The following is a 21,757-nucleotide window of genomic DNA, read 5'->3' on the forward strand; positions in this document are numbered from 1 at the left end:
CTTGTTGTGCATCTCCGAAACCTGGCATGTGAAAAAAAGAACTGCGGTATAGATAACAGCAGTTCTTCTTCCATTTCAAGGAGACTAGACAGCCCACTCTCCATTCCTGAAAAGAGGTTCTTTCTCTCCTTTTTTTGTTATTCCGTCGATGTTCATATCCCCAGTGCCAATCATAAAATCAACATGAGTTATACTTGTATTTAATCCATTTTTCTCTTTTTCCTCTTTATCCATTTTGTCTCCGTCTTTTACACAAAAAGCATATGCGCTGCCAATCGCTAAATGATTAGAGGCGTTTTCATCAAAGAGGGTGTTATAAAATAGAATGCCTGTTTGAGAAATTGGCGAACTGTGGGGAACCAAAGCTACTTCACCTAAATAGTGAGAGCCTTCATCTGTTTCAATTAAATGCTTTAACGTTTCTTCTCCTTCTTCCGCAGAGAAATCCACGATTTTTCCATCTTTAAAGTGGATAGTGAAATTATCAATTAAATTTCCACTGTAGTTAAGCGGCTTGGAATTCTTTACATATCCATTTACTCCCGTTTTATAAGGTACCGTAAAAACCTCTTCAGTAGGCATATTGGCAATAAAGTGAACCCCTTTTTTATTAGGGCTTCCACCGCCAATCCACATGTGTTCTTCTGGAAGCTCGATCGTTAAGTCAGTGCCAGGGGCAGTATAGTGAAGCTTTTGAAACCGCTTGTTATTTAGGAACTTTGCTTTGTCCTGAAGCTTCTGGTCATGTTCATCCCATGCCTGTACCGGATTATTCACATCTGCACGGACAGCTTTAAAAATAGCTTCCCACAGATGGCTTACAGCATCCTCTCCAGTTGAATCAGGGAACACTCTTTGGGCCCATTCCCTGGTAGGGGCAGCGATGACAAGCCAGCTTACCTTATCAGATTGTATGTAATCCCTGAATGTATCCATAGCTTTTCCTGCTGCTTTGTTGGCCGCAGAAATACGTTTTGGATCTACTCCTTTAAGCAGGTCAGGGTCTGTTCCTTTAATGGTCATAAAGGCAGCTCCCTTTTCGGCAAGCTCTTCAAATCCTCTCGCTTTCCATTCAGGATACTCCTCAAAGGCTTCTTCAGGTGCCATGTCGTATTTTATCCTTGTCAGCTTATCATCGCTCCATTCGACATGAACATTCCTTGCGCCTGCGTTATAAGCAGTCTTTGCTACCAGCCTTACAAACTCGGCAAGTTCTAGTGAAGCATTAATCACAAGGGTTTGTCCCTCTTGAATATTTACTCCCTTTTTAACAGCAAGCTCTGCATAATTCGTTAGCTTTTTCTCAAAGTCTGTCATAAACATTCTCCTTTGTGAGCTTTTTTAATTTGAACCATCATACTCATGCTTAGCCTTCATTTTATCAGGTAGGTATTGGCAATGAAACTTTTCTTGATAAAAATGGAATGTTTTTTGCTGACCATAGAGTGAAAGGAGGTGTGATAAAATAATAAAGCATAAAAGGAGGGGTTTTTTTGAATTCTAGTTTGAAAGCTGTTTTATTTGACCTTGATGGAGTCCTTACCAACACCGTTCCTCTTCATTACAAGGCGAACAAAATGCTCGCTGAAGATCTTGGTGTCTTTTTTGATCATGAAATGAACATGAAGCTCCAGGGAAGAAGCCGTATGGATGCCATAAAAGCTCTTTTGAAACAAAAGGAAGGGAGCTATTCTCACGAAGAAAAGCTAAAGCTTGGAGAGCAGAGAAATACATATTACCAGGCTTTAATAGAGGAGCTTACCCCGGAAGACTTGTTACCTGGAGTTAAAGATTTTCTAGAACAGACCAGAGCTGCCGGTTTCAAAGCAGTATTAACCTCTTCAAGTACTAATGCAAGGACGGTCATTTCCAATGTCGGGATTAAAAACTATTTTGACCATATTGTGGATGTACATACCATTTCCAATCGCAAGCCTGATCCTGAAATATTTTTAAAAGGGGCGGAAATGGCGGGAGTAAGTCCAAAAGAATGTGCAGGAATTGAAGATAGTGAGGCAGGTATCAGAGCGCTTCAAGCGGCTGGTATCTTTTCTGTCGGCGTAGGGGAAGAACAAGCTGCGAGAGAAGCAGATTGGTTTGTTGATTCCACTCGCAAACTTCAAATTGATGTATTAATCCGAAGATTCAAAGAAAGGAATGGCTGATTGAATGAAGCATATCACAGTTTTTTGCGGCTCAAGAAAGGGAAACCGTTCCCTCTACCTTCAAGAAGCTAAAAAGCTTGGAGAGGAGCTGGCCAAAAATAAGATCATAACTGTATATGGGGGAGGAAGCAGCGGGTTGATGGGAGCTGTAGCAGATGGGGCGTTAGAAAGGCAAGGAGAAGTGATTGGGATTGTGCCTGAAACGTTAAAGGATATAGAAATCGCTCATCAGCATGTAACAGAATTGATCACCGTAAAGACAATGCATGAAAGAAAGGCAAAAATGTACGAGTATGCTGACGCATTTATAGCTCTTCCTGGGGGCATAGGAACGCTGGAGGAATTTGTAGAGGTTCTCACCTGGTATGCAATAGGGCAGCATGAAAAGTATTGTGCACTGCTTAATACCGATAAATATTATGATCCTTTACTTATGCTCATAAAACATATGGTGAAAGAAGGTTTTTTATCAGAACAAGTGGCTGACAGAATTATTGTTTTTGCTGAACCCCAGTCATTGGTTCATTTCCTGTTGAAGGGTGAGAAAGGAAATGTCTGATAAGCCAGTGATTTACTATGATGAACCATTGCACCCAGCTATTTTTATCAAAAGGCCCAATCGGTTTATTATTCACTGCCAGCTTATTAATAAAGAACTAAACAAGCCGGCAGGTGAGCCGGTTACCGTTCATCTTCCTGATCCAGGCAGGTTAAAGGAGTTGCTCATACCTGGGAGAAAAGTGTGGCTGCAGTACATAAATAAGCCTGCAAGAAAAACAAAATGGAGCGCAGTTTTAGCCTCTTCTTCTGAAGGACAGCTTGTTTCAATTAATACCACTTTTCCCAATCGGTTAATTGAAAAAGCCTTAAAAGAGAAAAAAATAGAGGAATTTTGTGACTGGGAATTTAAGCGTGCAGAGTATAAGTTTGGAGATTCCCGGTGGGATTTTCTCCTCGAAAGCAAGGACAATAAAAAGATGTTATTAGAAGTGAAAAGTGTGACACTTGCAAAAGGTGAACAGGGCCTGTTTCCAGACGCTGTAACTAAAAGAGGAGCACGCCATGTACAAGAGTTATCTCATTTTCAAGAGAGAGGAAATATAGAAACCGGTGTCTTATTTGTGGCTCAGCGAAATGATGTAAAGTCTATCAGTCCTGCAGACTATATCGATCCTGCTTTTGCAAAAGCTCTTCTTGAAGCAAAAGAAAGAGGTGTAACGTTGCTGGGCAGACGTTGTATACTGACACTGGAACACATTCAATTAGGTGAAAGTCTGCCGGTATATGTATAGTAAAAAAGACAAAAAAAGAGGCGGCATGCAGCCACCCAAAATGGTATCGTACGTATCAGAGGCAGGTTGAGATGATCTAAAATTGTCGAAAAAGGACATCTCTTGCTGTTTGGAATATAACCAAAGCGCCTCCCTCTGTCACTACTATATCAAATTCGTAATATTTCTTCGTTTCTTGTTACATGGAATGAGAGAAAACTAAACTCCTTTATTTCTTTTCTTATTGGCAATTGGTCATTATATATAACTCTAAGAATTTTTTTGGAAGTGCTGAAATCGTAAATTGTTATAGAGAATCTTTATATTGCTGATGTTCTGTGAATATTTCTTGTATAGGCGCGGAGGTTGCCAGAGTCGGAAGGCTTGAAACTTTCCTTCTTAACCGATCAGGAAAATAAAGAAGAACAGTCGTACCTCCTTTTATGCTCCTGCTTAAAAAGATACCTGAACGTTTTCTTGTTCTGCTGCCGGAGTCTCTAACATGTCTCGTCTGTTAAAATTATGGATGTTTGCTACAAAGTTGGTAGGGATAGATTGGATGCGTGAATTATACTTTCTAACGGTATCATTGTATAGTTGACGAGCATCCGCAATCTTGTGTTCAGTTTGGATTAATTCTTCCTGCAAAGCTTTAAAATTTTCATTTGCCTTTAATTCCGGGTAATCCTCTCCCAAGACAAATAAGTTTTCAAGCATTCCGCTCAATTGATCGTTTGCCTCCATTTGTTCAGCTCTATCATTTGAGGATGCTGTAATTTGATTTCGTAATTCTAAAACCTTTTCTAGTGTTTCTCTTTCATGAGGTGCGTATCCTTTTACCGTTTCTACCAGAGTTGGTATCAATTCATATCTTTTCTTTAACTGCACGTCAATTTGGGCCCATGATTCTTCCACCCAATTTAAGCATTTAATTAGACGGTTATAGCCGATGATCCAGGAAATGATCGAAACGACAAGTATGACACCTAATATAATGGCAAAAGTCAATGAAATAACACCCCTTTAGTGTGACTTCTTAATGTTGTCTAACCCCTTTAGCAATAGCCTATAAGTCATTATATCATGGATTCTGACAAATATTTGGAATCTTTAAATAAATTTGGAACTTAAGGAAGAGTGAAAGGTTATGCCCCTTCATACACCTTATACAGAAAGAAGGGTCGAGTGGCTTCAGGAAACAGTGCTTTTGTCGTAAAAGCATATACTTACATCAAATACTGATATAGATGTCTGTAATTGTTTTTCTATGCTTGTGTTTTTCTATGCTTGTGTTTTTCTATACTTGAAATAAAATTACCTGCAATTCATAAAAATTGTGCCTTTCTGACTGGTCTCATCGAGTATCTTATTTCCTATTCCTGCTGGTCTCTTGTTCTTTTAAAAAAAAATATATTCATGTGATTAACAAATGATAAAACAACAATAGTTTTGATAATTTTCTAAAAATTATCAAAATTTTGTTGACTTGAGTGATAGCTCATCCTTATAATCAATCTTAGAAACATGATAGCGCTTACATAAAGGGAGGGAAGAGGATGCCAGCATTAGAAGTGGAAAACGTTTCACTTCAATTTGGGGGAGTTAAGGCTTTGGTAGACGTTACTTATCATATTGAAAAAGGAGAAATTTTTTCTCTTATTGGGCCTAATGGTGCAGGGAAAACAAGTATGCTGAACTGCATTAGCGGATTGTATAGTCCGTCTCAAGGCTCAATTAAATTTATGGGGAAGGATATTATCAACATGAAACCCCATAAAAGAACAAACTTAGGAATATCCCGAGCTTTCCAGAACATAGCATTATTTTCTCAAATGTCTGTGCTTGATAATTTAAAGCTGGGCCGGCATACAAAAATGAAGTCAGGACTTTTGTCCGGGGGACTCTACTGGGGAGCTGCTCAAAAAGAAGAAGTAGCTCACAGAAAAGCAGTGGAGGAAGTTATTGACTTTTTAGAGCTTAAGGATATTCGCCATACTCCAGTAGGAAGGCTTCCTTACGGGCTGCAAAAAAGAGTAGAAGTAGGCCGGGCCCTGGCATTACAGCCTGAGCTTATTCTCCTTGATGAGCCTATGGCTGGTATGAACAGCTCAGAGAAGCAAGACATGGCTCGTTTTATCCTTGATATGAATGCTCTCCAGGATATGACGGTAGTGCTCATTGAACATGATATGGGTGTGGTAATGGATTTATCCGACCATATAGCCGTACTTGATTTTGGAAAGCTTATAGGCTTTGGTACTCCTGAAGAGATAAAAGAAAATGAAGCGGTGATCAGTGCTTATTTAGGAGAGGAAGAAGATGAAGAAGTAAGCTGACAAGGGGAGGATTCTTATAAATGGGAAAAGACACATTTCCAAAGCTTCTGTTAGAACTTGCAGAAAGTGAGCCAGAAAGGACGGCTTTCAGAAAAAAAAGCCTTGGCATTTGGAAAGAAATTTCATGGAAAGAAGTCAAAGATAATGTTGAATCTTTTGCTCTTGCTATAAAGCACTTATTTGAATTTCAAAAAGGTGACCGGATGGTCATCTTAAGTGACAATAGGCCGGAGTGGATCTATGCTGAGCTTGCTTGTCAAAGTCTTGGGGGGATCTCAACGGGGCTGTTTCAGGAAAGCACTCCTGAACAGCTTGATCACTTGATCAACGATTGTAAAGCAAAGATTATAGTGGCAGAAGACCAGGAACAGGTAGATAAAGTGTTAAAAATCATAGACCATCTTCCTTTAGTTGAAACAATTATTTTTATTAACCCAAAAGGATTAAAAAACTATTCTGATCACCGGCTCATTTTTTGGGATGATGTTCAAAAAGCTGCAAAGGAGAGCAGAGAAAAAACAATCCTTAAAGAGATTGAACAGGGGAATGGTGAAGATCCAGCCTTCCTGTGTTACTCTCCGGGAACCATGGGACATCCTAAAGGAATCTTATTATCCCATCATAATTTACTGGCTACTGGTACAGCTCTTCAAGAAGTGGACCCGGTCTCTTCTAAAGATGATTATCTATCATTCTTGCCTTTGGCATGGGCGTCTGAACAATTGATTGTATTGTCATTATCATTCCAGCAAAAACTAACAATTAACTTCCCAGAAGAACCATCAACAGCCTTGCAGGACTTAAGGGAAATAGGTCCGCATCTCTTGATGGCAACTCCAAGAACCTACGAAAATATCATAGCTAGATTCAATCTCCGTATCAATGATACCTCGTCCTTCAAGAAGAAAGTTTACAATTTTTTCAACCACTATGGAAAACGAAAAGCAGAAGCAGATTTTGGAGAAAAACCTCTATCTTTAATAGAGAAAGTCATCTACAAACTTGGCGACTACTTAGTGTTTAGTGCAATAAGAGATCACCTGGGATTAGCAAGAATCAAAAGGGCTTATATAAATGGAGCTTCTTTAGGTAATGAGGGGATGCATTTCTTTCATTCCATTGGAGTAAATGTAAAACAAACTTATGGAGCGACTGAGCTTTCTGGTATTTCTCTTGTTCAAAGAGACGGAAAGCTAGATGCAGAAAGTGTTGGAGAACCCCTGCCACATGTAGATCTTAAGGTTACAGAGGATAAAGAGATCCTTATAAAATCCGCTGGACAGTGTCTTGGTTATCTTAACGGGGAAGCATTGAACATTGATGAAGATGGATATATAAACCTGGGAGATACAGGGGAAAAGCTGGAAGACGGCCAGGTTCGTCTGACTGGAAGGAAAGAAGAAGTCATTACTGGAGTTCAAGGTCAAGGTGTTGCTCCAAGCTGGATAGAGAGCAAGCTGAAGATGAGTCCTTATATTCAAGAAGCCTTGCTTTATGGAAAACAGCAGCCTTATATGGTTGGCTTAATTAATATCAGTATGGAAAATGTAGGAAGATGGGCTGACAAAAAGCAGCTTTCCTATACTACCTATGAGGATTTATCTACGAATCCGGATGTTATCCAGCTGATACATGAAGAAGTGTCTCAGATCACCACTCTCTTGCCAGAAAGTGTTAATTTTAAGAAATTCATTATTCTTCCAAAGGAGCTTAATGCAGCAGAAGATGAAATGACTCCCACGTACAAGCTTAGGCGGCCTTACGTAGAACAAAAATATAAACAGTTGCTTGATTCTTTATATTCCTCTGATGAAAGGGTTTCATTTACAAAAGAAAATGTAAACGAACAAATCATTCCTGTTATTTCATTAGGTGAAAAGAGGGAGGTTGCCTAGGTGACGTTTTTTATGCAAATGCTGGTTAGCGGCATCGTAGTCGGCAGTATTTATGCGCTGGTAGCTTTAGGATTTGTTCTAATTTATAAGGCTAGTGATGCTTTAAACCTGGCCAACGGTGAGTTTGTCTTAATCGGGGCATATGTATGTTTAACTCTTATCACCATTTTTCAAATTCCGTTTCTTCTCGCGTTAGCCATTACCTTGGCGGTAAACGCCGTTATAGGGCTGGGAGTTGAGAAGACCGTTCTTCGGCCATTACAAAATGCTCCAGTTATTTCAGTGATAATGGCAACCATAGGACTTGCAAGTTTACTCGGGGGGATTGTTCACCTGATTTGGGGACATCAAACAAGAACATATCCGCAAATCTTTCCAGCCACACCAATTAGAGCTGGGGATTTAGTCATTACACCTGTGTATCTCTGGTCCTTTGTCATTGTTATGACACTGCTTCTTCTTTTTACACTGTTTTTCAAATACTCCAAGATGGGCCTTGCGATGAGAGCTGTTGCCGATGACCAAATGGCTGCACAGTCTATGGGGATAAGTGTGAAAAAGGTCTTTGCTGTAACCTGGGCCATTGCTTCTATCGTAGCTGCTGTAGGGGGAGTCTTGTTAGGAAACATCAATGGTGTAAATGCAACCATGGCTATTATTGGCCTGACTGTCTTGCCAGTTGTCATATTAGGTGGACTTGACAGTATTCCGGGAGCTATAGTTGGCGGCTTTACGATCGGAATTTTCCAAAGCATGGCGGGTGGATACCTGGATCCAATGGTTGGAGGAGGGTTAAAAGAAGTAGTCCCGTTTATCCTGGTAGTTTTCATTTTAATGCTTAGACCCCATGGATTGTTCGGTAAGGGCGGTATAGAAAGGGTGTGATGGGAGAAAATGAGAAATCCTTTTGTCATGGAATGCGGTAATTATAAAACAAAATACAATCATGATATGGCACTCTTTACCATACCGAGAGTGAAGATGAGAATGGTTTTGCTTATTGCCCTTTTTGCCTTAGTTCCGCTGTTTACATCAAATTACGTAGTAGGTTTGGCAACCCTTTGTTTAATTGCCTCTATAGGGGCAATCGGCCTTAACATCTTAACTGGGTTTACTGGCCAAATCTCTATCGGAGTGGGGGCTTTTCTAGGGGTAGGGGGATATACGTCGGCTATTTTAACGACGAGTCTTGGTCTAAGCTTCTGGCTGGCGGTTCCAGTTGCAGGACTTGTTACAGCTTTTGTCGGAGGAATATTTGGTATTCCGTCACTTAGGCTGAAAGGTTTATACCTTGCCATCGCCACACTTGCAGCTCAAGTAATTATTCTTTTTGTCATTAGCAGATGGGACGGATTAACAGGAGGAACTTCCGGTATGGTGCTGCAACGCCCCTCAATTGGCGGGTATACCTTAATGTCGGCCTCCAGTTATTACTATCTCTGTCTGGTCATCCTGCTGTTTACTACCATCTTTTCTCTCAATCTATTTAGGACGAGAACAGGCCGGGCTTTCATGGCGGTCAGAGATCAGGATGTTGCTGCTCAAATTATGGGAATTAATCTATTCAATTATAAAGTCATTGCTTTTGCCATCAGTTCTTTCTTCGTTGGAATTGCAGGGGCATTAATGGGACATTACACCATGATTGTGAGTCCTGAGCTTTACAGTATTGATGTTTCTATTCAGTACTTAGCAATGATCCTGGTCGGCGGACTTGGGAGCATTCTAGGAGCAATTCTAGGCGCCTTTTTTATTACATTGATGCCCGTTGGCCTTTCCTATTTCACTGAAGTTTTATCTGTGTTTCTGCCTAATGCCGGCCACCAGTTAGCAGCGATTCAGGAAATTGCTTTTGGGGCAGTCATTATTTTGTTTCTTATTTTTGAACCAGGAGGGCTAGCCCATATCTGGAGCAATATAAGAAATTATTTCAAGCTTTGGCCGTTTACCTATTAATGAGGACGCCAGACGTTTTGTCTGTTCCTGATAAAAGAAAACATGGGGGAGATCAAATGACAATAAAGTGGAAAAGATGGATTGGGGCAGCAGGTACAGGCATGCTATTAGCAGGAGCACTGTCAGCATGTGGAGGCGGTGAGGAAGGAGCCAGTAGTACTCAGGACGCTGAAGGAGAAGCGGACGTAGCAGAAGCCGGTGATACAGTGAAAATTGGTGCTCTTTACGATATTACTGGAGGAACAGGAGATGTTGGTTCTCCATATGCTGACGGCGAGGAGGCATATGTGGAATGGCTTAATGAAAACGGCGGTATTGATGGCGTTACGGTGGAGTTAATTGGCGAGGATTACGCTTATGATATTTCAGAGGGACAAAGAATTTATCAAACCCTGAGAGACCGCCACGAAGTAGCCGCCGTATTAGGATGGGGAACAGCTGATACAGAAGCACTTAGGCAGCAGGTTGCTAATGATCAATTGCCATACTTCTCAGCTGCTTATTCAGAAAATTTAAAAGATATGGATGAAAGCCCTTATAATTTCTTAACTGCAGCTACTTACTCTGACCAAGGAAGAGCAGTTGTCCAATGGATTAAAGAAAACCATGAAGGAGACGGTGATCCTACATTAGCACTATTATATAATGATACAGCTTTTGGTCGCTCTCCGGTTGAAGATATTAAGGAATATGCTGCCGAGCATGGTGTAGAGGTGGTGGATGAGCAGGTTATTGATGTAGCAGCCACAGAGGCACAATCTCAAATGCTTAATATGCAGAGTAAAGACCCCGATTATGCTATTATCCAACAAACCTGGGGAGCAACATCAACTATACTTCGTGAAGCACAGACACTTGGAATTGATACACAATTTATCGGATTAAACTGGGCTACAGGTGAAGGTGTCATTGATATTGCAGGGGATGCTGCTGAAGGGATGATTGGAGTAGTAACCCATGCCTTTCCATATGAGGACCTGGAAGGATTGGATGAAATTGAAGAATATTTAGAAACTCAAGGAAAAACATTAGAAGATATTGACCAGAAATTTGTACAGGGATGGGTAACTGCAAGCATAATGGCAGAAGGAATCCGCAATGCCCCTGACTTAACAGGAGACGGCATTAAAGAAGGAATTGAACAGATTACTGATTTGGATCTTAACGGTTTGGCAGCACCGGTGAGTTTCTCCGCTGATGATCATGCTGGAACGAAGGATATCAGGCTGGCTCAAGTTGAAGACGGTCAGTTTGAGATTATTGAAGACTACTTCAGTCACGAAGATTACGAATAGAATACCGGCAGAGGAACATAGAGATAACTTACTGTGTTCCTCATGCCTTTATCATCTATCTTACTTAAAGAACGGAGTGTTGATATGCTTCGCGTTCATAATTTAGAAACGGTCTACTCAAAGATAATAGTATCTTTAAAAGGGGTGTCTCTTGAGGTACCAGAAGGGAAAATTGTGGCGCTGATGGGAAGCAACGGTGCCGGAAAATCCACAACCCTAAAGTCGATTTCTGGTCTGCTTAAAGGTGAAGGGGGACAGATAGTCAATGGTTCCATTTCTTTTAACAATGAGTCACTCAATGGACTGACGCCTGATCAAGTAGTAAGCAAAGGAATCTTTCAGTGTATTGAAGGAAGAAGGGTGTTTAAGCATTTAACAGTAGAAGAAAATTTGCTGGCTGGAGCCTACACAAGAAAAGACCGTAACCAGTTGAAACCAGACCTGGAAAGAGTGTATCACTATTTCCCGAAGCTTAAAGCCTTGAAAGGAAGAGCCGCAGGATTTCTCTCTGGCGGGGAGCAGCAGATGCTTGCCATTGGCAGGGGAATCATGGCTAAACCAAAGGTTCTGTTGCTTGATGAGCCATCTTTAGGTATAGCTCCTTTGTTAGTCAAAGAAATTTTCCACAATATTAAAGAAATCAACAAGGAAGAAGGGACCTCTATTCTGGTTGTTGAACAAAATGCCAATGTAGCACTCTCCATTGCTGATTACGGCTATATCATGGAAAACGGCCGTATTGTTCTCCAAGGAAAGGTAGCTCAACTGCTTGATAATGACGAAGTGAAAGATTTGTACTTAGGCGGAGGAAGTAATGGGAGAAACAATTACCGAAACACAAAAACTTACAGACAAAAGAAGCGTCCGGTGTAGTGTGACGCTTCCCCGCATATATTCCTAGGAGGGACCACTCCTTATCTAGGATCATTTTTCTTATAAATTCTGAGCATTGGCTCAGTGTACATGCTGTTATAAATAAAGGAGGAATAAAGAATGAACTTTGAATTGACTAAGGAACAAACAATGATAAGAAATATGGTAAGGGATTTTGCTAAACAAGAGGTAGCCCCGAAAGCAGAAGAAGTCGACCGTGAAGCAAAGTTCCCTGAGGAAACATTTAAAAAGATGGGAGAATTGGGCTTGTTAGGTATCCCCTTTCCTGAAGAATATGGAGGATCTGGGGGAGATACTATCTCTTATGCCCTGGCGGTAGAAGAAATTGGGAAAGCTTGTGGAAGCACAGGATTGAGTTATGCTGCAGCTGTATCTCTGGGAGCAAGTCCCCTCTATTATTTTGGGACTGAACAACAAAAGCAGGAACATCTAATTCCTTTGGCTACTGGTAAATCATTAGCTTCTTTTGGTCTGACTGAACCGAACGCTGGTTCAGATGCCGGCGGAACCCAGACAAGAGCAGTTCTTGAGGGAGACGAATATGTAATTAACGGTGAAAAATGCTGGATAACTAATGCCCAGTATGCACGGACAGTAACGGTGACTGCTGTGACAGGCAAAGATGAAAGAGGAAAAAATATTATTTCAGCTTTTATTGTTCCAACAGATGCTGAAGGTTTTACCATTACAAGTCCTTACGAAAAAATGGGCGTGAGGGGTTCTAACACATCAGAGTTAATTCTTGAGGATGTAAGAGTTCCAAAGGAAAATATCTTAGGAGACCCGAAAGGCGGCTTTAAGCAATTTTTATATACCCTTGACGGTGGAAGAATCTCTATTGCTGCTTTAGCAGTAGGTATTGCACAAGGAGCATTCGAAAGAGCTCTTCAATATTCAAAAGAAAGAAAGCAGTTCGGCAAAACTATATCCAGCTTCCAGGCAATTCAATTTAAGCTTGCAGATATGGCAATGGAAATTGATTTGGCACGCACAATGGTGTTAAAAGCTGCCTGGCTGAAGGATCAAGGCAAGCCATTCAAAAAAGAGGCATCTTTTGCAAAGCTGTTTGCTTCAGAGATGTCTACGAGAGCGTGTAATCAAGCGATACAAATTCATGGCGGTTATGGATACATGAGGGAGTATGAAGTTGAGCGCATGCTTCGCGATACCAAGCTTATGGAAATTGGAGAAGGAACTTCTGAAGTTCAGCGTCTTGTCATTGCCAGAGAACTTGGCTGTTAATTCTAACTTTATTAATAAGGGGGAAGAACCATGGCAGATATTCTTAACGTGACGGTGGGGGAGCTTTTAAAGAATGTCTCAAAGAAACAGCCGGAAGTTGAGGCCGTCGTTTATCCTGACAGAGACCTCCGTTATACGTACGCTCAATTTGAAGAGGTGTGCCGCCAGGCTGCAAAAGGGTTTATGAGCCTTGGAATTGAAAAAGGAGACCATATGGCAATTTGGGGAACAAACAAACCAGAGTGGCTTATTTCTCAATTTTCCACAGGGAAAATGGGAGGGGTTCTTGTTACGGTTAACACGAATTACCGGACATCAGAGCTGGAATATTTATTAAAGCAATCAGAATCCTCAACTCTCATTCTTCAAGAAAGCTTTAAAGGATCTTCCTATGTTGAGATGCTTTATGAAATTGTGCCTGAACTTAAAAATGCAGAGCCTGGAAACTTAAAGTCTGAAACACTTCCTCATTTGAAAAATGTCATATTTCTTGGGGAGGAGAGGCTGCCTGGAATGTATACATGGCAGGATGTTATGGAAAAAGGTGATCAAGTAACAGACGAAGCTCTCGATAAAAGGCTGGCAAGTCTAGATCCCCATGATGTGATTAACATGCAGTATACATCAGGGACCACTGGTTTTCCAAAAGGGGTCATGCTGACTCATTATAATATAACAAACAATGGTCTTAACATTGGTGAATGTATGAATCTATCAAGTAAAGACAGATTATGTATCCCGGTCCCTTTCTTTCACTGCTTTGGCTGTGTTCTAGGTACAATGGCTTGTGTAACCACAGGGGCAACCATGGTTCCAGTAGAGGAGTTTGATCCTGAAAAAGTTCTCCAGGCGGTAGAACAGGAAAAGTGCACAGCTCTGCACGGTGTGCCGACAATGTTCATAGCTGAGCTGAATCATCCAAACTTTAATAAGTATAACCTTTCAAGTCTGAGAACGGGTATTATGGCAGGCACAAACTGCCCTATAGAAGTAATGAGGAATGTAATGAACAAAATGGGAGCAGAAGAAATAACTATTGCTTATGGTCAGACTGAATCTTCCCCTGTGATAACCCAGACAAGAGTAGATGACTCTATTGAACGAAAGGTTGAAACAGTAGGAAGAGCCTTGCCGAATGTCGAGGTAAAAATAGTCGAGCCTGGGACGGACAAGGAAGTGGATCCAGGTACACAAGGAGAATTGTGCACGAGGGGCTACCATGTTATGAAGGGCTATTATAATAATCAAGCAGCCACAAAAGAAGTGCTGACAGAAGATGGGTGGCTTCACACCGGGGACCTTGCAGTGATGGACGAATATGGATACTGCCGGATTACAGGAAGATTAAAAGATATGATTATTCGCGGTGGAGAAAACATTTACCCGCGAGAAATAGAAGAGTTTTTATACCAGCACCCTAAAGTGTTAGACGTGCAGGTTGTAGGAATACCTGATCAGAAATACGGAGAGGAAGTATCAGCATGGATTAGATTAAAAGAAGGAGAAAGCTGCACTCCTGAAGAAATACGTAACTATTGTGAAGGACAAATTTCACGTTTTAAGATTCCTCGCTACATTACATTTGTCGATGAATATCCAATGACTGCCTCAGGAAAAATTCAAAAATTTAAACTGAGGGAACAGGCAAAAGACACATTTTCTACGTCTAGCTGATATTGATTTTGAAAGCGTTGTCATCATTTGAAATCTAAAGAGGAATAGAGGTGGCTGTATGTTCAAAAAAGTACTGATTGCAAATCGTGGAGAAATTGCCTGCCGGGTGATAAGAACGTGCCGGAATTTAGGGATTAAAACGGTTGCCGTTTATTCAGAAGCAGACAAGAGTGCTCTTCATGCAGGGATGGCTGATGAATCTCATTTCATCGGCCCTCCAAAAGTTAATGAAAGCTATTTGAATATAGATGCTATCCTTCAAGCGGCCAAGGATTCTGGAGTGGATGCGATACACCCGGGATACGGCCTTCTTTCAGAAAACGGAGATTTTGCCCGCAAATGTGAAGCCGAAGGCATTACATTTATTGGCCCGACTCCTGAGGTAATGGAAAAGATGGGAAGTAAAATCGAAGCTCGCCTTGAAATGGAAAAAGCAGGAGTCCCGGTGGTACCAGGTGTCAGCAGCCCGATTGAGAATGTAGATGAGGCTGCTGAAACAGCGGAAAGAATTGGTTACCCTGTCATGCTCAAAGCCTCGGCAGGAGGCGGTGGAATAGGGATGCAGAGAGCTGAGACAAAAGAAGAACTGCGAAAGATATATGAAGGAAACCAAAAAAGGGCTATAAGTTTCTTTGGCAATGGAGCCATGTATTTGGAAAAAGTTGTACAAAATCCCCGGCACATTGAAATTCAAGTGTTTGCCGATAAACATGGAAACTGCGTTCATTTAGGTGAAAGGGATTGTTCTGTCCAAAGGAGAAATCAAAAAGTTGTTGAAGAATCTCCATCTCCTTTTGTCAGTGATTCCTTAAGAAAAGAGATGGGAGAAACAGCAGTGAAAGCTGCGAAAGCACTAGGGTATCAGAACGCAGGTACTATTGAGTTCTTAGTAGATGAGGAAAAGAACTTCTATTTTTTAGAGATGAATACTCGATTGCAAGTAGAGCACCCAGTAACCGAAGAAGTAACTGGAACTGATCTTGTTGAATGGCAGCTAGCAGTAGCAGCAGGACAGCCGCTTCCTTTAACCCAACAGGAAATCAGCTTAAGTGGCCATGCGATAGAAGTAAGGATATACGCTGAAGATCCAAAGACATTTTTCCCATCCCCTGGAACAATCACAGTCTTTGAAATGCCTTCAGGAAAAGCTGTAAGGCACGAATGCGGAGTGAGCGAGGGTTCAGTAGTGACTCCTTTTTATGATCCAATGCTTGCAAAGTTAATTGTTACCGGTACGAATAGAGAGGAAGCGATTGAACAACTTCAAAAAGCCTTGGAAAATTACCGCATAGAAGGAATCAAAACAAACATTTCCATGCTTTTAGAGGTAGTGAAACATCCATCATTTATTAAAGGAGAAGCAACAACGGCTTTTATTCAAGATGTGCTGCGAGCACCTTCGGTATAACAGAGAGCTCAGTTCGAGCGGGAAGAACGGGTGTTTCTGCTCGAACTAAACAATAAAAGTTCAGGAGGCTTATGATGAGTAAGATTTCGGCAAACATGGCAGGGAACATTTGGAAGGTTTTAGTGAAAGAAGGAGATACAGTTAACGTGGGTGAGGATATTATGATCTTGGAATCTATGAAAATGGAGATCCCGGTAACAGCTGAACAGGGAGGAAGTGTGAAGACTATCCTTAAGCAGGAAGGAGACTTTGTTAATGAAGGCGAAGACCTCCTGATATTTGAATAGACAAAAGAGAAAGAGGAGGTGAGGATGTTGTCTGAAAAGGTTCAAATAAAAGAAGTCGGACCAAGAGACGGCCTGCAAAATGAATCTTCTTTCGTTAACACTGAAGATAAGATTTCATGGATCAATCAATTGACAGAAAGCGGGCTATCTTATATAGAGATTTCTTCATTTGTACATCCAAAGTGGGTACCGGCATTATCCGATGCAAAAGAAGTGGCAAAAGGCATTAAGAGAAAGAAAGAAGTTACCTATGCAGCGCTGGTACCAAATATGAAAGGACTGGAAGGGGCGCTTGAATCAAATATTGATGAAATTTCAATTTTTATGTCAGCCAGCGAAACACATAACAGGAAAAACATTAATAAATCCATAGACGAAACATTTACGGTATTACAAGAAGTCGTAAAAGAAGGAGAGCGTGCAGGAAAGTCTGTAAGAGGCTACCTTTCAACGGTGTTTGGATGCCCATATGAAGGAATGGTTGATACAGAACAAGTATTAAAAGTGGCTCACACTCTGTTTGACATGGGAATTGAAGAGCTGTCTCTTGGTGACACAATTGGTGTAGCTAATCCTAAGCAGGTTCAGGATGTCTTAGATCACCTGGTTGTAAAGCTTCCTAAAGATAAGCTGGCCATGCACTTCCACGATACCCGTGGCACTGCTCTTGCTAATGTACTGGCCTCGTTACAGGCGGGAATTACTACTTTTGACAGTGCCTGTGGAGGTCTTGGAGGCTGTCCTTATGCACCAGGTGCCTCAGGAAATGTCTCTACTGAAGATTTATTATATATGCTTCATGGGATGGGACTAGAGACAGGAGTAGAGGAGGATAAGCTTCTCCTTGCTTCCTTGTTTATTGAAGAAAAGTTAGGCAAAAATTTGCCGAGCAGGGTCCTGCAGGCAAGAAAAGGAGAAGAAAGCCATTGACTTATGGAGGGTTAGAAAAATGGAAAACCAGGTGACCTTAGATAAGAAGAGCAATGTAGCAATCATTACACTGAACCGCCCAAGGGCAGCTAATGCACTCTCTTTGCAAATGCTTCAAGAACTGAATCATTATTTTCAGGATCTCTCATTTGATGATTCAGTCCGAACTCTTATTATTACGGGAGCGGGAAACAAGGTCTTTTGTGCCGGCGCTGACTTAAAGGAAAGAGCGGGGATGGATCCAGTGCAAGTCAAAAAGACGGTCGCTCTTATCCGGAAAACAGTCGAGGCTGTAGAAAAGCTTCCACAGCCAGTGATTGCTGCCATGAACGGCAGTGCTTTGGGAGGAGGACTGGAACTGGCGCTCGCTTGTGATATGAGAGTGGCAGCAGAAGACGGAAAATACGGATTGCCTGAAACTTCCCTTGCGATCATTCCAGGGGCCGGTGGGACCCAAAGGCTTCCAAGGTTGATAGGAGCAGAAAAAGCTAAAGAACTAATTTTTACTTCCAAAAAAATTTCAGGGCGGGAAGCAGAGCAAATAGGTTTGGTATCATGCAGTGCCCAATCTGCAGAAGTCCTATCTGTAGCTCAAGAGATAGCGGGGAAAATAGCAGAGAATGGTCCGGTGGCCTTAAAACAGGCAAAAAAAGCTGTAAATGCAGGCCTTGAAACAGACCTTAATACAGGGCTTACTTTAGAAGAAAAGTGTTACGAGGTAATTATCCCAACAGAAGACAGGTTGGAAGGACTGCAAGCGTTCAAGGAAAAGCGCAAGCCACAATACTCTGGAAAATAGGGGAGGAAGGATTATGACTTGGGAAGCGGAATTGAAGGATCGAATGGAAAAGATAGAAAAAGGCGGTGCACCAAAATACCATGAAAGTAATGAAGGAAAAGGAAAGATGTTTGTCAGGAAGCGCCTTGAGCTTCTGTTTGACGATGGAGTGAGATTTGAAGACGGAAAGTTTGCAAATTGTAATGCCGAGGGGCTTCCAGCAGATGGAGTGGTTACTGGGACCGGAAAAGTGAATGGGCAGACTGTATGTTTTATGGCAAACGATTCGACGATTAAAGCTGGGTCCTGGGGAGCTAGAACAGTGGAAAAAATTATACGAATACAAGAAACGGCAGACAAGCTTGCCGTCCCCATGCTTTATCTTGTCGATTCAGCTGGAGCTCGAATTACAGATCAGGTTGAAATGTTTCCAGGACGAAGAGGAGCCGGTAGAATTTTTTATAACCAGGTGAAGCTTTCGGGAAGAGTGCCACAAGTCTGTCTCTTATTTGGACCTTCGGCAGCAGGAGGTGCTTACATCCCTTCCTTTTGTGATGTAGTAATTATGGTTGACGGAAATGCTTCAATGTATTTAGGTTCTCCTCGGATGGCTGAAATGGTTATAGGAGAAAAAGTTTCACTTGAGGAAATGGGTGGAGCAAAAATGCATTGCTCTGTCTCGGGCTGCGGAGATATTCTTGCTGGAGATGAAAAAGAGGCGATTCAAAAGGCAAGGGAATACCTCTCATACTTCCCGGCCAATTACCGTGAGCTGCCTCCGGAGAACCTCCCCCTTGAACCAGAGACGTTTGAAAAAACAATTGAGGAACTAATACCTGCCAACCAAAATGCACCCTTTGACATGTATACGTTTATTGAGCAGGTAATTGATAAAGACAGCTTCTTTGAGATGAAAAAGCTGTTTGCTCCTGAATTGATCACAGGATTTGCCAGACTGCAAGGCCAGGCTGTGGGGATTATTGCTAATCAGCCTCGAGCCAAAGGCGGCGTTCTATTCCATGATTCAGCCGATAAAGCAGCACGTTTTATTACATTATGTGATGCCTTTAATATTCCGTTATTATTTTTGGCTGATATTCCTGGATTCATGATTGGAACGAGAGTAGAAAAAGCTGGAATAATCAGGCACGGAGCAAAAATGATAGCAGCAATGTCTTCGGCTACTGTGCCAAAGATGTCTGTTGTTGTGAGAAAAGCTTACGGAGCTGGGTTATATGCTATGGCAGGTCCCGCATTTGAACCTGATTGCTGCCTGGCACTGCCTAGTGCGCAAATTGCAGTAATGGGACCTGAAGCTGCAGTGAATGCTGTGTATGCAAATAAGATTGCTGAGCTGCCAGAAGAAGAAAGGCCAGCTTTTATTGAAGAAAAACGAAAAGAATACAAGGAAAATATCGATATTTACCGACTTGCTTCAGAGATGGTGATTGATGATATTGTTCGTGGAAATGATTTGCGCCAAGAGCTTTCCGTTCGCCTTGAAGCTTATATGAGTAAGTATATGGTATTTTCAGAGAGAAAGCATCCAGTGTATCCGGTATAAGAAGGGAGAATGAATCCATGTCTTCAGACGCGGTGTGGTTTCCGGAGAAATCTCAAATAGAAGCAACGAGGTTGTATCAATGGATAAAAAAATTAGGATATGAAGATTATGACACATTCCTAAAAGATTCTACTGATAATGTCAGCTGGTTTTGGGGAGAAGCAGAAAAGGCATTGGATTTAGACTGGTATTCCAAGTATTCAAAAGTTCTGAACGATTCAAAAGGAACCAAGTGGCCTCGGTGGTTTGTTGATGGAGAAGTGAACGCCGTTCACCTCTCCATCGAAAAATGGGCAAAGGATTCTGATATGGCAGGGCAAAAAGCCTTAATATGGGAAAGTGAAACTGGGGAAGTCATAAATTATACTTACAAAGAATTAGCGGAAGAAGTCGCTCGTGCTGCCGGGGGCCTTCGTTCTCTAGGACTGAAAAAAGGCGATATAGTTTCCATATACATGCCGATGGTTCCAGAAACAGTCATTGCCATGATGGCCATATCAAAACTGGGGGGAATTTATTCACCAACTTTTTCGGGATACGGGGCTGATGCAGTAGCCATTCGCATGAATGCGGCCGAATCTAAATTCCTGATCACTGCTGATGGTTTTCTACGCAGGGGCAAAGAAGTTCCTATGAAGGAGGAAGCCGATAAAGCAGTTGAATTATGCCCGTCAGTGGAAAAGGTAATTGTTATAAAGAGATTAAACCGTAATGTAAATTGGAATATGGGTCAGGATGTTGAGTGGGGAGACATGCTAAAAGCTCCTCCCTTTACCGAAACAGTAAGAATGGAAAGTTCAGATCCTTTAATGATCCTATATACCTCAGGTACAACAGGTAAACCTAAGGGAGCCGTTCATACTCATTCTGGGTTTCCGGTTAAAGCAGCTTTTGATGCTGGAATCGGAATGGATCTGAAGAAAAAAGAAACCCTTTTCTGGTTTACCGATATGGGATGGATGATGGGGCCTTTTCTTGTATATGGAGCTCTAATCAATGGTGCTTCCATGGTTATGTATGAAGGAACGCCAGATTTTCCCGAGCCTGATCGTTTATGGAAATTAGTGGCGGATCACTCAGTTACACATCTAGGTATCTCTCCCACGTTAATTCGTTCTTTTATGAAGTTAGGGGAAGAGTGGGTTAACAAGCACAGCTTAGCAACCCTTCGCGTGATTGGCTCTACCGGTGAACCTTGGAATCCTGAGCCCTGGACATGGCTCTTTGAAAAGGTCGGAAAGAAGCAAATCCCTATATTTAACTATTCCGGCGGAACAGAAATTTCAGGAGGCATTTTAGGGAACGTTCTCATTAAGCCAATTGGTCCTGTCACCTTTAATTCTGCTCTTCCGGGAATGGCTGCCTATGTATATGATGAAAAAGGACAGCCTGTAGACGAGGAAGTAGGAGAATTGGTGTTGACAAAACCATGGGTCGGAATGACGCAAGGCTTTTGGAAAGAGCCGCAACGTTATGAAGACACATACTGGTCCAGATGGGAAGATGTCTGGGTACATGGTGATTGGGTAATGAAAGACAAAGAAGGATTTTGGACTATTACTGGACGTTCGGATGATATTTTAAATGTAGCCGGGAAACGGCTTGGTCCGGCTGAAATGGAATCAGTGCTCGTTGATCATCCGGCAGTAGTGGAAGCGGGCACCATTGGCATACCTGATGATATTAAGGGAGAATCCGCTGTCTGCTTTGTAGTGTTAACAAAAGGAACTGAGCTTACTAATGCACTTTCAAATGAATTGGTGGCTTTAGCTGGAGAGAAGCTTGGAAAAGCATTGCGCCCTAAATTAATATTTTCTGTCAGTGACCTTCCCAAAACGAGAAATGCCAAAGTGATGCGGCGAGCGATTAAGGCTGCATTTCTAAATAAAGAAGCAGGGGACTTATCTTCACTTGAGAATCCATCAGCAGTAGAGGAGATAAGAAAACTTGGGAAACATATATAAAAGCCTCCCTTACCGGAGGTTTTTTAATTTGGACGATTTGACTTAAATTGGAAAGAATAGAGTTGCAATTTCGATGCAAACTAGGAGTACAAAGAAAG

General features: G+C 41.7%; 19 protein-coding genes. 17 read left to right on the forward strand and 2 right to left on the reverse strand.

The genetic code is table 11. The features are described from left to right. Nucleotides 1–84: 84 nt before the first annotated feature. Nucleotides 85–1,317, reverse strand: coding sequence for an aminopeptidase (locus CEF17_RS02610; protein WP_100398159.1), 1,233 nt, complete (start codon nucleotides 1,315–1,317; stop codon nucleotides 85–87). Nucleotides 1,318–1,493: 176 nt separating this feature from the next. Between CEF17_RS02610 and pgmB the strand changes: the two genes are divergently transcribed. Genes pgmB through sfsA form a run of 3 tightly spaced genes read left to right on the forward strand, consistent with a single transcriptional unit; the run spans nucleotide 1,494 to nucleotide 3,457 of the window. Next, a complete protein-coding gene (gene pgmB / locus CEF17_RS02615; RefSeq protein WP_157842904.1) occupies nucleotides 1,494–2,165 on the forward strand; it encodes a beta-phosphoglucomutase in 672 nt (223 codons plus the stop codon). 4 nt (nucleotides 2,166–2,169) lie between these two features. Further along, nucleotides 2,170–2,724 carry an LOG family protein gene (locus CEF17_RS02620; protein WP_100398161.1) on the forward strand — a complete coding sequence of 185 codons (555 nt, stop codon included), beginning with the start codon at nucleotides 2,170–2,172 and terminating at the stop codon, nucleotides 2,722–2,724. Further along, the gene (gene sfsA, locus CEF17_RS02625) at nucleotides 2,717–3,457 is read left to right on the forward strand and encodes a DNA/RNA nuclease SfsA (RefSeq protein WP_100398162.1); all 741 of its coding nucleotides are present in this window, start codon (nucleotides 2,717–2,719) and stop codon (nucleotides 3,455–3,457) included. The genes CEF17_RS02620 and sfsA overlap by 8 nt, the downstream gene beginning before the upstream one ends. 432 nt (nucleotides 3,458–3,889) lie before the next feature. On the opposite strand, the gene CEF17_RS02630 is transcribed toward sfsA, so the two are convergent. Beyond that, on the reverse strand, nucleotides 3,890–4,444 hold the full coding sequence (locus CEF17_RS02630) for a LemA family protein (protein ID WP_100398163.1): 555 nt from the start codon (nucleotides 4,442–4,444) through the stop codon (nucleotides 3,890–3,892). 548 nt (nucleotides 4,445–4,992) lie between these two features. Between CEF17_RS02630 and CEF17_RS02635 the strand changes: the two genes are divergently transcribed. The 14 genes from CEF17_RS02635 to CEF17_RS02700 all read left to right on the forward strand — a co-directional run bounded on the left by CEF17_RS02635 (nucleotide 4,993) and on the right by CEF17_RS02700 (nucleotide 21,659). Then, complete coding sequence (locus CEF17_RS02635) at nucleotides 4,993–5,772, forward strand: ABC transporter ATP-binding protein (protein ID WP_100398164.1); 780 nt, start codon at nucleotides 4,993–4,995, stop codon at nucleotides 5,770–5,772. Between the two features lie 20 nt (nucleotides 5,773–5,792). Continuing rightward, nucleotides 5,793–7,667, forward strand: coding sequence for an AMP-dependent synthetase/ligase (locus tag CEF17_RS02640; protein ID WP_100398165.1), 1,875 nt, complete (start codon nucleotides 5,793–5,795; stop codon nucleotides 7,665–7,667). Next, nucleotides 7,668–8,552, forward strand: a complete 885-nt coding sequence (locus tag CEF17_RS02645) for a branched-chain amino acid ABC transporter permease (RefSeq protein WP_054635593.1) — start codon at nucleotides 7,668–7,670, stop codon at nucleotides 8,550–8,552. Between the two features lie 9 nt (nucleotides 8,553–8,561). After that, on the forward strand, nucleotides 8,562–9,623 hold the full coding sequence (locus CEF17_RS02650) for a branched-chain amino acid ABC transporter permease (protein WP_100398166.1): 1,062 nt from the start codon (nucleotides 8,562–8,564) through the stop codon (nucleotides 9,621–9,623). Nucleotides 9,624–9,679: 56 nt separating this feature from the next. Beyond that, nucleotides 9,680–10,918: an ABC transporter substrate-binding protein gene (locus CEF17_RS02655; protein WP_100398167.1), complete on the forward strand. Its 1,239-nt coding sequence runs from the start codon at nucleotides 9,680–9,682 to the stop codon at nucleotides 10,916–10,918. A gap of 84 nt (nucleotides 10,919–11,002) precedes the next feature. Next, nucleotides 11,003–11,791, forward strand: a complete 789-nt coding sequence (locus tag CEF17_RS02660) for an ABC transporter ATP-binding protein (RefSeq protein WP_100398168.1) — start codon at nucleotides 11,003–11,005, stop codon at nucleotides 11,789–11,791. A gap of 120 nt (nucleotides 11,792–11,911) precedes the next feature. Further along, complete coding sequence (locus tag CEF17_RS02665; protein ID WP_100398169.1) at nucleotides 11,912–13,054, forward strand: acyl-CoA dehydrogenase family protein; 1,143 nt, start codon at nucleotides 11,912–11,914, stop codon at nucleotides 13,052–13,054. A gap of 30 nt (nucleotides 13,055–13,084) precedes the next feature. Beyond that, nucleotides 13,085–14,728: an AMP-binding protein gene (locus CEF17_RS02670; protein ID WP_100398170.1), complete on the forward strand. Its 1,644-nt coding sequence runs from the start codon at nucleotides 13,085–13,087 to the stop codon at nucleotides 14,726–14,728. Nucleotides 14,729–14,786: 58 nt separating this feature from the next. Next, entirely contained in the window at nucleotides 14,787–16,136 is a 1,350-nt protein-coding gene (locus CEF17_RS02675) for an acetyl-CoA carboxylase biotin carboxylase subunit (protein ID WP_100398171.1), read from the forward strand. A gap of 74 nt (nucleotides 16,137–16,210) precedes the next feature. Continuing rightward, nucleotides 16,211–16,423 carry an acetyl-CoA carboxylase biotin carboxyl carrier protein subunit gene (locus tag CEF17_RS02680; protein ID WP_100398172.1) on the forward strand — a complete coding sequence of 71 codons (213 nt, stop codon included), beginning with the start codon at nucleotides 16,211–16,213 and terminating at the stop codon, nucleotides 16,421–16,423. A 27-nt stretch (nucleotides 16,424–16,450) separates the two neighbouring features. Then, nucleotides 16,451–17,353 (forward strand): hydroxymethylglutaryl-CoA lyase, encoded by a 903-nt coding sequence (locus CEF17_RS02685; protein WP_232725398.1) that lies wholly within the window; start codon nucleotides 16,451–16,453, stop codon nucleotides 17,351–17,353. A 19-nt stretch (nucleotides 17,354–17,372) separates the two neighbouring features. Then, a complete protein-coding gene (locus CEF17_RS02690) occupies nucleotides 17,373–18,152 on the forward strand; it encodes an enoyl-CoA hydratase (protein ID WP_100398174.1) in 780 nt (259 codons plus the stop codon). Between the two features lie 13 nt (nucleotides 18,153–18,165). Continuing rightward, the gene (locus CEF17_RS02695) at nucleotides 18,166–19,695 is read left to right on the forward strand and encodes an acyl-CoA carboxylase subunit beta (RefSeq protein WP_100398175.1); all 1,530 of its coding nucleotides are present in this window, start codon (nucleotides 18,166–18,168) and stop codon (nucleotides 19,693–19,695) included. A 17-nt stretch (nucleotides 19,696–19,712) separates the two neighbouring features. After that, entirely contained in the window at nucleotides 19,713–21,659 is a 1,947-nt protein-coding gene (locus CEF17_RS02700) for an AMP-binding protein (RefSeq protein WP_100398176.1), read from the forward strand. Nucleotides 21,660–21,757: the final 98 nt, after the last annotated feature.

This window comes from Bacillus sp. FJAT-44742, from assembly GCF_002797315.1.
Taxonomy (GTDB): Bacteria; Bacillota; Bacilli; order Bacillales; family Marinococcaceae; genus Thalassorhabdus; species Thalassorhabdus alkalitolerans.